The sequence below is a fragment of the Gammaproteobacteria bacterium genome (genome assembly GCA_041395725.1).
Taxonomy (GTDB): domain Bacteria; phylum Pseudomonadota; class Gammaproteobacteria; order Pseudomonadales; family Pseudohongiellaceae; genus NORP240.
This window is the reverse complement of sequence record JAWKZW010000001.1, coordinates 942,113-955,347: the sequence shown is the minus strand read 5'-3', so window position 1 is coordinate 955,347 and position 13,235 is coordinate 942,113. Positions and strand designations below refer to the sequence as shown.

Sequence of the window (13,235 nt, the reverse complement as noted above, 5' to 3'; positions counted from 1 at the left end):
TTCTATCCCTCTGAGCGGAATCTATTTCTTGCTTTCGTCTTTCCTGTTTCTTGCCTCTTGTATCAATTGTTCCAGATCCTGCAGTTCCTGGTCAGGAATTTCCTGACCGGAAAGATCTATCATGGCATTCATTGCCTGTGATACCGAGCCATCAAAGAATGTCTTGAGCAGTCTGGAAACCGCCGAACGTTGCGCGTCCTCATGGTCGTGGGCCGGGTAATAAATGTACTTGAGATTCTGTTCCCGGTGTTTCAGCTGCCCCTTGGTTTCCAGCTTTACCAGCAAGGCACGGACGGCAGAGTAGCTCGGTGGATCCGGCAGTCGATCGAGGATCTGTTTTGCAGAGGCTTCCCTGAGTTCATAGACAATGTCCATGATCTGTCGTTCGCGCCTGCTGAGGTGTGTCGTTGGCATGTGCTGAGATCGCCGTTTAAGTCGTCAGTTGCAGTGGTTTGAGCCGCCGGCCTGAACTGCTGGCAGGGTCGCCGGTGTCCGGGCTGTCTTGATAGAGCTTCGCTGCCTGGCTGTTCGGCTGGCTCGTCGTCTGGTTCATTGCCTGCCTGATACCTGGTTCTATCTCTATCTCTATCTCTATCTCTATCTGTTCATGGGCCTTTTCATGCCGACCCGCTTCGTGATTATTCCCCTCGTGGTCCCTGGGCTTCACCCTCCCTGCTAAAAAAGCAACAGTGTGCTAAAAAAATAGCACCTGCAGGCGTAATGTCAACAGATTTTTTTTTCCAGGTTCAGGAAGATAGCCGGGCGCTGTTCCGATTACGGCAGCGGATGGCAAAAAAGCTAGTTATATCAGTACTTTTTAGCGGGCCGCACGGATCAATGGCAACTTGCTGTCAGTTGCCGTGGGCCCGGTCAGGTTATTGTGGCAGCTGGTCAGGGGGTCTCCAGATCGCTGCGCAAAGACTCGATTCGCTTCCTGTTTACGCCAAGGTCGCTGTATCCAAGGCGGGAAGCGGATCGAACATGGGTAACTTCGGCCTGCGGGTCATACAGAAATTCCACGTCGTCCACGAAACCCATCAGGCGACTGCTGAATTCCGCATGCAGGTAGTTGCCTGTAGAGGACACAATCCGTGCTTCGGGCAGCCCAATCAGGACCTGTTGCACCTGGGACAGGTTGGCCTCCAGAGGTTCGATATAGTGGCTTTCCCGTGCCTCGAAACTGCATACGCAATTGGGTGAGTCAGGGCAATCTGCCAGGCGGCCGTTCAGTGCGCCGATGTTCTGGGGCGGTTCTCCGGCGCAGGCTGATAACAGGGGCAGGCAGGCCAGGGTAAGTCTTCTCTTCATTACATAATGCTCCAGGTCACAGGACCGTCATGCCAAGCCATTCAGCGATCAGGGCCGGTTTTTCTTCACCCTCAATCTCGACGGTGACTTTGTGTTTCAGCAGGTAGCGACGCGGTTGTTTCTCGCTGGCCTCCAGCAGGGTAAAGCGGGCACGGATGCGTTTTCCGACCCGTACCGGGCTGACAAACCGCACCTTGTCCAGGCCGTAATTAATGCTCATGACAGCGTCTTTCAGCTTGATCCCGCCATTGTTGCTGCTGAACATGCTGAGCAATGACAGGGTCAGGAAACCATGGGCGATGGTACTGCCGAACGGGGTCTGGGCGGCACGATCCGGGTCTACGTGGATATACTGGAAATCCTCCGTGGCTTCGGCAAACCGGTTTATGCGCTGCTGGTCGATCTCAAACCAGTCGGTCACCCCCACTTCGTGGCCGATATAGTCAGCCAGTCTTGAAGGATCGATTACATTGCTCATTTTCAAAACCTCGTTTCAGGGCCTGCTTACGGGCCCCGGTGCCTGTATGCATTTCGTCGCAAGGCTACCATAATGCGCCTGACGGATTCAGCAGGCAACTGCCAGCCGCCAGCCGCTGACTGCAGGGACTGGTCGGCTATTCACCCGGTTTACCCGGTGGGGTGATCGCTCGTACGAGGAGCAACCACACTGCACCCGTGCCAGCCTGCCGGGCAAAGCAGCCTCTGACAGAGGCCACCCCCTGCAAGCCGACAGTCACTGGTTCTGAGCCGCACGGCCACGTTACCCCTTATCATCTTACGGCCCGACTGTCCCCCTGGGTCACTCCAGCCTATAATGCGTGGTATGCAATCAACCCGGACCAGCTCAGATTTCGACATCGCTATCGTGGGTGGAGGTATGGTCGGCGCCGCACTGGCCTGTGCTCTGGGTACCACACCGCTTCGAATAGCCCTGTTTGACAGTGTCAGCTTCGCAGCCGAAAACCTTTTCTGCCGAAAGCCGACACCGGCCTTCGATTCCCGGGTCAGTGCTATCGCTCCCGCCTCACAGCGCTTCCTTGCCGGGGCAGGCGCCTGGGATGTCATCGCGGCAACGCGGGTTTCGCCTTACTCAGGCATGTCGGTCTGGGATGCCGATGGCACCGGTTCGATTCAATTCTCGGCAGCCGACATCCGCGAGCCAAGTCTGGGCCATATCGTTGAAAACTCCGTAATCCTGCTGGGGCTCTATGAGCGCCTGCAGCAGTTGGCGAATGTGTCGGTGATCAGTCCCGTGACACTTGAGCGCTTTGAACGTCCGGAGGGCAGCCAACCGAGTGGCAGCGGCGTAAGGGTACAAGCCGATGATGGCCGCTCCTGGACCACGACCCTGCTGGTGGGTGCCGACGGGCCTTTTTCCAAAGTACGCCAGCTGGCCGGCTTCGCCACCCGGGAATGGGATTATCGGCACCAGGCCCTGGTGACCACCGTGCGAACCGAGCTTCCCCATCATGAGACTGCCCTGCAGCGCTTCATGGCAACCGGACCGCTGGCCTTTCTGCCATTACGGGATGATTCGGCGGCGGCCGGTTCGGGACAACATTATTGCTCCATTGTCTGGTCCACAGAGCCGGAGCATGCCGAACAGCTGCAGGCAATGGACGATATAAAGTTTGCCACCGTGCTGGCCGGTGCTATCGAGCATCGTCTCGGGGCAGTGGAATGGGTCGACCAGCGCGTGTGTTTTCCGCTGCGACAACGTCACGCCGTGGATTATGTGCAGCCCAACATCGCCCTGGTGGGGGATGCGGCGCACACGATACATCCCCTGGCCGGTCAGGGTGTCAACCTGGGGTTCATGGATGCGCAGGCGCTGGCACTGGAAATCAGGCAGGCCCTGCAGGCCCAGCGTCCGCTTGGTGAGTACGCCATTCTGCGGCGCTATCAACGGGCCAGAAAAGGGCACAATCTGGGAATGATGGGTGTCATGGAAGGGTTCAAATTCCTGTTTGCGCAGGACGCACTGCCCGTTCGCTGGCTAAGAAATACCGGAATGAGCAGTATCAATCGAGCCGGTTTTATCAAGAATCGTCTGATGCGTCAGGCAATGGGGATTTAGGGAGCTGCGATCGGGGCAGCACACTGTTTCGCGCAGGCAAGTGCTTCTTCAGGCCAGGTCATCGGCTGTTTTACCAGCGGTTTCCCGGCAGACGGCTGCCCGAAGAATAAACAGTGAAACTCACAGGGAGCAGGTATGCTGCTGCCAGGCCGGCAACGTGAAAATAGTATTAACTACCCCTTATAATCTGGTGCCGGCGAATTACGGTGGCGCGGTACGCACAATCGAGCTGGCCAACGCACTTCGATCACAAGGGCATGACGTTGCGATTCTCTCGGCCAATAACGCCCTGGCGGATAACTTCGCGTTCAGGAGCCCTCACCCCCTGAATTATTTTTTTAATTGCTCTTTCGCCTCTGCGCTCAGGCATCTGGCTGTCGAATTCAGCCCGGATCTGGTGGTCTGCGCGTTTCCTTATCAGGCAGCAATGTTGCTCTCTTTCTCAAGGAAGTATGGAGTTCCACTGGTTTATGATGCCCATAACATTGAACATTTGCGTTTTGAACGCCTGGGGAAGCCCGTGCTGGCGAAGTTTGTCAGATTCTTCGAGCGGGCGCTGATTCGGCACTCAAAGGCTGTCATCTGTGTCAGTGAGGAAGAACAGAACTACCTGCAGGCGCGTTACAGTAAACCGATTCTGCTGATACCGAACGGCGTCAACCTGGAAAACTCCACCCCCGGCACTGAACGGAAGTATACCTTCTGTTTTTTCGGGGCGCTGGATTATCAGCCCAACAGCCGGGCGCTGGCCTTCATTCGAGAGTCCTGGCCCAGCCTGCAGGCAGGCTGGCCTGAGGCGACACTGCTGCTGGTCGGGCGGAATCCTCCGGCCTGGAGTCATACCATGGAAGGCTGGGTCGTAACCGGAGAGGTTGACAATGTTTCCGCTGCTATTTCGCAGGCAAAGATACTGCTTTGTCCTGTCAGTGAAGGAGGTGGCAGCAGGTTGAAAATCGTCGAGGCTGTCGCGAATGGCCTCCTTGTAGTATCCACCAGGTTCGGTGCCGAGGGGTTTGAAAAGCTGATCAGTGGTGGTGCCGTGCTGATCTCGCCCCTTGAAAGCTTTGTAACGAAGGTACTGACGCTGGTTAATAGAGAAGTTGACCCCGAGGAAGTCGCGAAAACGGCAGCGCCTTATGACTGGAAAGTGTTGGTAGGAAAACTGGAATCACTGGATGTTTCTGCCCGTGAGGAATAGAACGGATGGCTGAATGCCAGGATTGCCAGAGGGGCAGGTTCAGTGGTGAATGATCTCGGCCTCATTTTTCGATCGCAACTGCCGGCACTGATCCAGTTAATTGTCGCCAGTCTGCTGGCCCACGCGCTGACACAAAGTGATTACGGTGTTTTTAATCTACTGAAAAACATGGTCATCATGGGTTACGCCTTCGTGAATTTCGGCTTCGAACGGACAGCCCTGAATCTGCAGCGGGACTATTCACTGAGAACAATCACCAGCAACATAGTACCCATAAGGCTCTTCATCTATTGCGCTTTAATTGTTCCGATTGTTATCTACTCTGATTATTCCGATATACCTTCGTACCTGGTGTTGCTGGCGCTGCTTTGTGTTGCTCCGGCCATCCTCGACATCAAGTACAGTTTTGATATTAATCAGAATGTCCAACAGGATGTGGCGCTCGGGGTGCTGAGGGCCGCACCCCTCCTGCTTCTTTACCCGCTGATTCTGTTAAGCGCCGAGGGGAGCGTGTTGTTGACGTCCCACTTCCTGCTGCTTCTGGCGGGTTACCTGTTGTATGTTTTTCTCCAGCACCACCATGTACCCAATCTCCTCGGGCGGTTGGACTTTACTCACGCCCGGAAGTATTTCTCGCTGAGTGTTTTTACTTTCCTTGGCTCCGTCGCCTCTTATATCAATCTCTATATTCCGACCTTTCTGATCGAATCGAGATTGGGACTGGAAAACCTGGCCCTGTATTCCGTATCGCTGACCCTTTACCTGGGCTTCCTGTCCATTTGCGCGCTGATTGTCAGAATTTCAGTTGCGCAGTACCTGAAATCAGATCTCCTCCTCAAAGAACTGGCCAGGTGTATCAAGCGACTTCTGCCGGTATGGGGCGCCGCCGTTCTGCTGTTTGCTGTTTACGGGAAGTCGATTCTGAGCCTGGTGTTTGGCGCTCCCTATTCAGCTTCACAGACCAGCCTGCTTATTCTTCTGGGTGGGTTGGCTGTGTCGCCGGTCGCCATGTATTTCAGCAATATCCTCATTGCCAGAGGTCTCACGGGCAAGTATATGTTTATCTCTTTCAGCGCCGCCGTTGTAAATATCGCGGCAACCCTGCTGCTGCTGGACCGTCTTGGTATCGCCAGTGCCGCCATTGGCATGGTCCTCAGTCTGTGCACGCTGTCCCTGTCAGGGATTTACACAATCTATCGAGCCGGTAAATAATCGGAATTCGATTTCATTGACGGCTTCGGCCGCGATCTCCTGGCGGGAAAAATAGTCGATATTGAGCAGGTAGCGGTTGACGTACCTGTCCAGGTCAGCCTCCCCGAAACCCTTGTAGACCGCATTGCCGAGCACTTCCACTTCTCTGCCATACAGCAGGGCCTCAAGACCGACGGTGGAATTGATGGTAATGACCCGATCTGATTTACTGATCAACTCCATGGTGTTGGCCCGGCTTAACTGAATATTGTTCTCCTGGGCGAATTGTTGCAGCCAGGCAAGAAACTGCGGCGATGTCTCGGCCGGATGAGGCTTGACGACCAGCATAGCCTGTTCTTCTTCACAGAGATGCAGGGCGAATTCCAGTGCACCCCGATTATCGACCTTGCTGTTAAGGAACAACTGTGTGTCGTTGGTTACTTGCAGGGGCAGGAAAAAGAATCTGGTTTCAGGTACCGTCTCTGTGGTTGTCAGTGCCACCGATCGTGTCAGGAATACGTTCTTCAGCATCGCTTTCACCGTGCGGTTGGTATTTCTGGGCGCCGCCAGCAAGAGGAATCCAAGCAGATCAATCAGGTAGAAAGGATTGATTTGGCCCACTGAGCGGGCCTGAGGAACAGACCGCTGTTGCAGTTTGGTGGCGATGTAGGACTTTCTCCAGCTGTCGAAAGAGGGGGTTGGCTGGTATTCCTGCCGGAATCCCTTACCCGCCAGCAATGACCTTGCGTTCACGCCCATTGGATCGGCGATCATCTTGCCTGGTATGTTGCCTATTTCGAAAAACAGACAATTCAACCCCCGCTCATTGCAATAGTCGGCAATGGCCCAATCAGCCAGCCTGCCACCATTCCAGATCAACCCCCCACAGAGCTGAATTGAATCTGCGGCCTGCTCCACGCATTTCAGGATTCCGCCGTAGAAATTTTCCGCCTGGTGCTCAGTGAGGTCCTGTCTCAGTAATTCCAGAGTACCGGAGAGATCGACATCACGGTGATCTCTCCGGCAGAGTCTGCTGATCATCCCATGACGCCTGGCCTGGAGAATCACGGAAACCCGGTTGGACACTACCAGCAGTCCGTAGCCCCTGTCTCTGAAGGCAGGATAAAGCCGGGAGAAAAAAGCCAGCTTTTCCAGGTTCTCAACGAATACCAGGAGGTACTTCTTTTCTGTACTCATAGTGTGGTGTTCCGACTTCTGACTGCTCAGGCTTCTCATCAGAGTGTGTATCTCAGGCAGCGCAGATTGCGCTGTTCGCTTCTACCGCAGGGAGATCTCAGCTAGAATGCTGACCATTCAGAAAAATGGCAGATCTCTATTCTATGTTACCCAACCAACCGGCACTGCTGCCCTCGCTTCGCGACGAATACTTCGCTGACTATTGCAGGAATAAAAAGGTCCTGCACATCGGGGCATGTGATGCGCCATTTACCAGAGAGAAACTTGCTGATGGCCTGCTGCTCCACTCCAGGCTCAGTCATTCCGCCGCAGAGGTGGTCGGTCTGGATGTGGATACTGACGCCATCGACTATCTGCGCGAAAACGGCATCGGGAACATTATGCATCTGGACATGAATGATATTAATAAAATTGATTTTGAACCAGACGTTATTATTTTCGGAGAAACTATTGAACACCTTGAGAACATAAGAACGGGGCTATCAAACATTATCGCCGCGATGAACGAAAACACGCACCTGTTGATCAGTACGCCGAATGCGCTGTCTTTGCTCAATGTGTTCAATGCGTTCTTTCGGAAGGAGCATTGTCATCCTGACCATGTCGTCAACTTTACCCCAACCACACTTGTTCAATGTCTGGCCAGGAATAACCTCGTCGTCGAAGAAATCAATTTCACCTTTCTGAATCGGAAGCGGCTCTCTGTGTTTAAGCAGATCTGGAGAAAGCTGGCCCTGATCTTTCCCTGGTATTCCGAAACCCTGATTGTTTCATGCCGACTGCAGTGATTCTTCCGCGGGCCTCCGGTCTTCGGCGAAGTCCTGAGCGGGCGCTGTAACCTTCCCCATTGCAAAATCAGAGCCACGGCAGACTACCGAGCGGAAATGATAAAACTGTTTCGCTTCCAGGATTCTTTCTGATACTCCTGCACCGAGAATCTGTCTCTGATAGTTTCCTGCCATTCCTGAAAAGCCCGCTGTTCTCCCTCTTTCGGGTTGCCCCGGTAGGAATACCAGTCATCGAAGATAATTACTGTTCCGTCCTGGATCAGTGGCGTGATGAATTCCAGTGCGGTTCTGGCAGAGCTGTAAAGGTCGGCGTCTATCCAGACCACCGCTGCTCTGGTGAGATCATGTGTCTTCCGGGTCTGTTCCGTGCAGGTTGCCTCGAACCAGCCTTCTACTACCCTGACGCGATCCAGTGGTACACGCCCCTTTTTCAACCTGTTGCGAAACTCGCTGGCTGGAAAGGCAAACTGCCCCTGCTCGAAATCCGCAGTCGAGGTGTCTTCGTCTGCCAGGGTGGGTAATCCGGCAAAAGAGTCGAAGGCGAAGAAGCGCATGCTGTTCCACAAATCCTGTCGCCTGGCCCTGGATGCCTGCTGATCCTTGCCGCCAATCTGAAGATTGACCCGGTCTTCGAACTGTTCTCTGAAGGCATGGTAGGCACTGATGAAGGCGGCCCCCTGGTAAACGCCAAACTCGAGATAATCACCTTCGATCATCTCGCAGGCGACAAACCTGGCGGTCTTATCGATCAGCGTTTCAGGTTGGATCCTGCGAATGAGTTGGCTGAGTATAGGTATTTTCACCGGTAATCTTATTCCTTTTCGATAGTCTGATAGGCGATGAAATACATGGCATGATGCTGCAGTCGTGCTGCATGAAATTCATCCGGGCTATAGGGCCTGCCCCCGTCGAGCCACCTCTGCATGCTGGAAATGTTCATGCCACACTCCTCGGTCAGGAACTGACGCAGGCTCTCCGAGCTGTCGCCAAATTTCAGTGCGGCAGGTTCCGCATGCTCGAAAATTATTATCGGCCGCCATCTCCGGATCAGTTCCCGCCCGCCCCGCAGCACCGCCAGTTCCGCGCCTTCAACGTCAATCTTTACGAAGTCGATGCGGGTCCCGGGTGGTATGAGGGTGTCCAGGGTAGCCACGCCGATGGCCACCTCGTTAACCTGTTCATCGGGATCCGGGTAATTCTGTTTATGCAAGCCGCTCCGCGCCGGTCTGCCAAGGGCGTGGAAGAAGGTCGCCTTCCCTACATGATCCGACAGGGCCAGATTGTGAACTTTAACGGTAGGAAACTTTTTCCGCAGGTACTCACAGTTTTCCAGGATGGGTTCAACGGCGTGGATCTCACCCTTGCCTGCACGTTTTACCAGGCGTCGCAGGATATCGCCACGATAAGCACCGATATCGATGCAGTTGGAGCCCTCCTTGACGCATCTGTCGATGACCTGGAAGGTGCTGCGATCATCGGCTGCTCCAGCGCTGGATGAGAACCGTACTACCAGGTCCTTGATAGCATGCTCAAAGGGCGTTTTCTGTACAAGCTTGAGACAGGCGCTTCTTAGACGATGTTTCACGGGATCTCTCTGCTGCGGAAGAAAATTCCCAGAACCATGCGTGCGGTGGCACGCAGCCCTGAGAATTGTCCGATAATTTCAGTACCGTCATGTTATCGGCAGCCAGTCTCGCCAGTTTTCCTATTTATTTCACGAAATCGCGGATTGATTACCGCAAAGGGGCAATTGCACTGAGGTTTTTTAAGAAGTGACAAATTTCACAAAATCAAAGATGTATGGTTTACGCTGGTGAGACGTGGCCTTAATGTTGTGGTCGGAGCGTTCATTTACCTGCTAATCTCAGTGGAAACGGCGATGACAAGAAAGATTTCCCGCTTACTGGATATGGTGCTGACAAGTGCCGGAGTACTTGCCGTCCTTGCATCGGTCTTTTTTACCAACCAAATGGGCCAGCAAGTGCAATTCGAAATTGTGGTAATTGGCTTGATGTGCGCTGGCGCGGGAAGCTATGGCGCCGCCTTAAGGTTACTTCCCAGGGAGCGCAAATATATTGCCCTGCGACAGGAGGGAGACAGAATGATTGCACTGATCAGGCGATTGCACAGATCTGCCCTGGCAATACGCAATTGTGATGATGACAGGGGGGATTTCAAAGGAATTCTGCTGGAGATGCATGAAGCCGTGCGGCAGATGGCGAAGATTGCCGCCCTTGAAGATCATCCCGTACCGGACAGCGCTGAGACGACAAGTAACGCCGGTAATGTAGTAGACGTTAAGGCCAGCGTAAGCTCCAGCTAGCCGCGCTGCTAACTAAGGCCTGGACGCACCATGGACGATAACGGTCTTTTTCCCTTCCACGGTGATGAGACCCTCCTGTTCCAGGCTGGCCATGATTCGCCCCGCCATTTCCCGTGAACAGCTTACGATCCGGCTCAGTTCCTGCCGGGTAATCTGAATCTGCATGCCATCTGGATGGGTCAGCGCTTCGGGCTCTTCACAAAGCTCAATCAGGGTTCGTGCAATACGGCCTGTCACGTCATGAAACGCCAGGAGGCCAACTTTTCGGCTGCTTTTCAACAAGCGATCACTCAACTGTGAGCCAATACCAATAAGCAAAGCGATTGCAGCCTCTTTGTTAGAGTCATGGATTAATTCAGCTACCCGACTGTAGCTGATCTCAGCCAGTACAGTATCTGCACGGGTTCGGATAAGGACATTGCGGGTTGACTGTTCAACAAACAGCCCCATCTCGCCCAGGAATTCGCCTGAGTTCAGATAGGTAAGAATTACTTCCTGACCCAGCTCATCTTCCAGCATGACCACCAATGAGCCTTCCACAACGTAGTAGAGCTTGTCGGCTGCGTCCCCCGGGCTGACGATTCTGGCGTTTTTTGGATAGCTCTTGTGATGGCAATTGCCAAGTATCTGTTGGAGGCTTTCTTCATTGATTTCCAACTTATTCATACATGCAGATCCTCGTACGGAAAGCTTTCCAATGGTGGTTGCTGGCTGTCAGCACAAACGTTTACCTGGCGTAGATTATCACAGCCCTAACTGCTGTGAGATTGACTACGCTTTCTCTACCCAGAGTTTGCCCTGCTTTATTGCTGCGGAGCTTCCAAGCTGTTGGTGAATTTACAGTTGATAGTCGATGGACTCGATCCGAGCTTGTCAACGCTGAAAACTGAAGCGGGCATTCAACTGCAACATGTCGTTGTTGCGAAAGCCACGGTACAGGGAACCACGGCCGGCGCTGTAGTCCACCCAGAGCAAACCGAATTTCCAGTTGTCAGACCAATTGTAATCCACCGAAAGCCGGGTCAGAGAGCCCTGGTCGTTGGCCAGCCGGTTCCAGACCGACAACAGCTCCACTCGCTCGTTCCAGCCGGTCCAGTACAGACGGGTGCCGACCCCTACCTGGTTGCGGTCTATTTCCAGCCTCTGCACGTCGCCGCGGGTATGGGTATTGTCCAGCTCCAGGCTCAGCAGGGTGTTGCTGAAGCCGTTGTATTCGATGCCCAGAGCACCCAGCACGCGGCTGCGTTCTTCCCAGCCACGGGGATTCAGCAGGGCATCGAGGCCCAACGGCGTGACCGGTGCGTTTCGCTGCACCCCGAGCTCTCCGAATAGAAGCCACGAGCCGCGCACGCGGTTGGCGGCCACGCCCAGAGCCTGCATGCGCTGCTGGGCCAGATGAAAGGTCGGGCTGAAGGATTTGATGCGGCTGATTCCGTCAATGGTCAACTGATTGTTGTTGTATTCGCCCACCACTATCTGCAGGTCTCCATCCGCGTAATGGGTGGACGCTCTCAGAAAAGTTTCCGAACGGTTACCAGGGTCGTCTCGTTCTATCAGCCAGTTCTCCTGGCGGATGGGCAGCCATTGATCAAATTCGTCGCCGGCTGGCGCGATGTCGTTGTAGCCGGCATGAAAGGTGACTACGGCATCCAGGGTCCAGTTCAGCAGTGAATAACTGAGCTGCAGGGAGGGTACCTGCAGGCGGATGTCCTCCAGGTCCTGCTGGCCGATGGTGTACTGGTCCTCGGTATTGATCAGATCGGTAACCCGCAGAAACTCGGCAAAACCCCAGGCATGGATCTGATGGCCGGCCTTCAGGTACAGCCCGCTGTCGAATTGCTTTTCGAGGTAGAAATCCCGGACCTCAAAACGATTGCGGTAGAGACTGCGTTCGGAGTTGGTGAAGGGCGTGTCGCTCTCAAGGGCGAACACGGCATCGTGATACGCTTTGCCGCTGAAGCGAAAATTCAGCGTGTCGGACGCCTGCCAGTCCACCTGGGTATAGAGGCTGGTTTCCACCTGGGTGAGCTGGCGATCGGTGCGGCTGAAAGGCGGGTCCGGACGACGGTAACCGTAGGACAACTCCTCGGTAACCCAGCCCAGAATTGAAAGCGGCGCGTCCCTGTCTGCTCCCTGATCGGGCGGTTCAATTTCCAGGTTGGTAAAAAAATCATCCTGGGCCTGTACCGGGGCGCCCGCACAGGAAAAAAGGAAAGTGCTGCACAGCAGCGCGGTCCGGAACTGGGAGTGAAGCTGTCGGGGTGACCGATTCAATGAGCGACCCTGTCAGTCGAGACCGCGCTGCAGGTTCTCGGTGGTAAAAATGTCGTCACTGAGCTCGATATTGTAAGCGACGTCTTCCAGTTGCAGAACGCTGGCATGCTCCTGCCGGTCATTGCGCGTGGTGATGACCTGCATGCGCCGGGTGGTCCAGATCCCGTCGATCTGTTCAATTTCCGACGAATTGAAGTATTTGATGCGGTTGCCGCGCAACTCCCAGGCCTGGCTTCTCTGCTGCACGAAATTGTCCTTGCGAATCCAGGTTCGCAGGCGCGAATAGCCGGTTGCGTCTTCTGCCTTGTCGCGGAATTCCGGTTTGGGCACGATATCGATCACCCAGCAGTCCTGTCCGTCCACCACTTCGCTCTCACTGGCAAAACTGTAGTCATACCAGCTGATCTCGAGACCATTGATGTCCGCGTAAGTGAAATCGCTGCCCAGAAAGGAATCCGACGTGTCACTGGTGGCAATCCGCTTGACCCGCTGCAGGGAGGGCAGGTAAAGCCAGGAATCGTCATCCATGTCGGGGTCGTCCCAGTCATAGTTCAGGTAGCCGGTACCCCGGATATCAGCTGGTGCGTCAAACAGGGACAGGGTGCGGGAATCCTCCCCGTAGTCTTTTGAATACATCCGCAGCTGGCGCTCACGCTGTCGGCCGCGCCGGTCAATCAGCACCAGGCGATAATCGCTGACGGCCGACTCGCCATCTTCGAGCTGATCGTTCATACGTACCACTTCCGCGGCGTTGTATTCGGGGCTTTGACCGTGTACCGGGTGCTCCATCGGCAACAGGACGAAGGCCAGCAATAGTGCGGATATTCTGCTCTTTGGTGTCATGGGTCTGGCTGGTTCAAATTTCATTAGTTCATTGAT

General features: G+C 54.5%; 15 protein-coding genes. 5 read left to right on the top strand and 10 right to left on the bottom strand.

Annotated features, from left to right (window positions below; translation table 11 throughout):
- Positions 1–21: 21 nt before the first annotated feature.
- From R3F50_04180 to R3F50_04165, 4 genes are all read right to left on the bottom strand, one after another.
- Positions 22–414 carry a BlaI/MecI/CopY family transcriptional regulator gene (locus R3F50_04180; GenBank protein ID MEZ5489503.1) on the bottom strand — a complete coding sequence of 131 codons (393 nt, stop codon included), beginning with the start codon at positions 412–414 and terminating at the stop codon, positions 22–24.
- 16 nt (positions 415–430) lie between these two features.
- On the bottom strand, positions 431–667 hold the full coding sequence (locus R3F50_04175; protein ID MEZ5489502.1) for a hypothetical protein: 237 nt from the start codon (positions 665–667) through the stop codon (positions 431–433).
- Between the two features lie 224 nt (positions 668–891).
- Positions 892–1,308 (bottom strand): DUF1499 domain-containing protein, encoded by a 417-nt coding sequence (locus R3F50_04170; protein ID MEZ5489501.1) that lies wholly within the window; start codon positions 1,306–1,308, stop codon positions 892–894.
- A gap of 16 nt (positions 1,309–1,324) precedes the next feature.
- Positions 1,325–1,786: a MaoC family dehydratase gene (locus tag R3F50_04165; protein MEZ5489500.1), complete on the bottom strand. Its 462-nt coding sequence runs from the start codon at positions 1,784–1,786 to the stop codon at positions 1,325–1,327.
- Positions 1,787–2,131: 345 nt separating this feature from the next.
- Here R3F50_04165 and R3F50_04160 point away from each other — a divergent pair, with 345 nt between their 5' ends.
- The 3 genes from R3F50_04160 (at position 2,132) to R3F50_04150 (ending at position 5,795) form a co-directional block, all read left to right on the top strand.
- Positions 2,132–3,385 (top strand): UbiH/UbiF/VisC/COQ6 family ubiquinone biosynthesis hydroxylase, encoded by a 1,254-nt coding sequence (locus tag R3F50_04160; GenBank protein MEZ5489499.1) that lies wholly within the window; start codon positions 2,132–2,134, stop codon positions 3,383–3,385.
- A 157-nt stretch (positions 3,386–3,542) separates the two neighbouring features.
- A complete protein-coding gene (locus R3F50_04155; protein ID MEZ5489498.1) occupies positions 3,543–4,583 on the top strand; it encodes a glycosyltransferase family 4 protein in 1,041 nt (346 codons plus the stop codon).
- Between the two features lie 42 nt (positions 4,584–4,625).
- Positions 4,626–5,795: a hypothetical protein gene (locus R3F50_04150; GenBank protein ID MEZ5489497.1), complete on the top strand. Its 1,170-nt coding sequence runs from the start codon at positions 4,626–4,628 to the stop codon at positions 5,793–5,795.
- Here R3F50_04150 and R3F50_04145 read toward each other — a convergent pair.
- Positions 5,760–6,971 carry a hypothetical protein gene (locus tag R3F50_04145; GenBank protein MEZ5489496.1) on the bottom strand — a complete coding sequence of 404 codons (1,212 nt, stop codon included), beginning with the start codon at positions 6,969–6,971 and terminating at the stop codon, positions 5,760–5,762. The two genes, R3F50_04150 and R3F50_04145, sit on opposite strands and share 36 nt — an antisense overlap.
- Positions 6,972–7,114: 143 nt before the next feature.
- On the opposite strand from R3F50_04145, the gene R3F50_04140 reads away from it, so the two are divergent.
- Complete coding sequence (locus R3F50_04140; protein ID MEZ5489495.1) at positions 7,115–7,759, top strand: hypothetical protein; 645 nt, start codon at positions 7,115–7,117, stop codon at positions 7,757–7,759.
- An 83-nt stretch (positions 7,760–7,842) separates the two neighbouring features.
- Here the strand turns inward: R3F50_04140 and R3F50_04135 are convergent, their stop codons facing one another.
- Both R3F50_04135 and R3F50_04130 read right to left on the bottom strand, forming a co-directional pair.
- Positions 7,843–8,562 carry a TylF/MycF/NovP-related O-methyltransferase gene (locus tag R3F50_04135; protein MEZ5489494.1) on the bottom strand — a complete coding sequence of 240 codons (720 nt, stop codon included), beginning with the start codon at positions 8,560–8,562 and terminating at the stop codon, positions 7,843–7,845.
- 8 nt (positions 8,563–8,570) lie between these two features.
- Positions 8,571–9,344 (bottom strand): FkbM family methyltransferase, encoded by a 774-nt coding sequence (locus tag R3F50_04130; protein ID MEZ5489493.1) that lies wholly within the window; start codon positions 9,342–9,344, stop codon positions 8,571–8,573.
- 294 nt (positions 9,345–9,638) lie between these two features.
- On the opposite strand from R3F50_04130, the gene R3F50_04125 reads away from it, so the two are divergent.
- Positions 9,639–10,082: a hypothetical protein gene (locus tag R3F50_04125; protein MEZ5489492.1), complete on the top strand. Its 444-nt coding sequence runs from the start codon at positions 9,639–9,641 to the stop codon at positions 10,080–10,082.
- Positions 10,083–10,094: 12 nt separating this feature from the next.
- On the opposite strand, the gene R3F50_04120 is transcribed toward R3F50_04125, so the two are convergent.
- The 3 genes from R3F50_04120 to R3F50_04110 all read right to left on the bottom strand — a co-directional run bounded on the left by R3F50_04120 (position 10,095) and on the right by R3F50_04110 (position 13,223).
- Complete coding sequence (locus R3F50_04120) at positions 10,095–10,748, bottom strand: cyclic nucleotide-binding domain-containing protein (GenBank protein ID MEZ5489491.1); 654 nt, start codon at positions 10,746–10,748, stop codon at positions 10,095–10,097.
- 207 nt (positions 10,749–10,955) lie between these two features.
- Positions 10,956–12,356: a DUF1302 family protein gene (locus R3F50_04115; protein ID MEZ5489490.1), complete on the bottom strand. Its 1,401-nt coding sequence runs from the start codon at positions 12,354–12,356 to the stop codon at positions 10,956–10,958.
- Between the two features lie 12 nt (positions 12,357–12,368).
- Complete coding sequence (locus R3F50_04110) at positions 12,369–13,223, bottom strand: outer membrane lipoprotein-sorting protein (GenBank protein ID MEZ5489489.1); 855 nt, start codon at positions 13,221–13,223, stop codon at positions 12,369–12,371.
- Positions 13,224–13,235 lie beyond the last annotated feature (12 nt).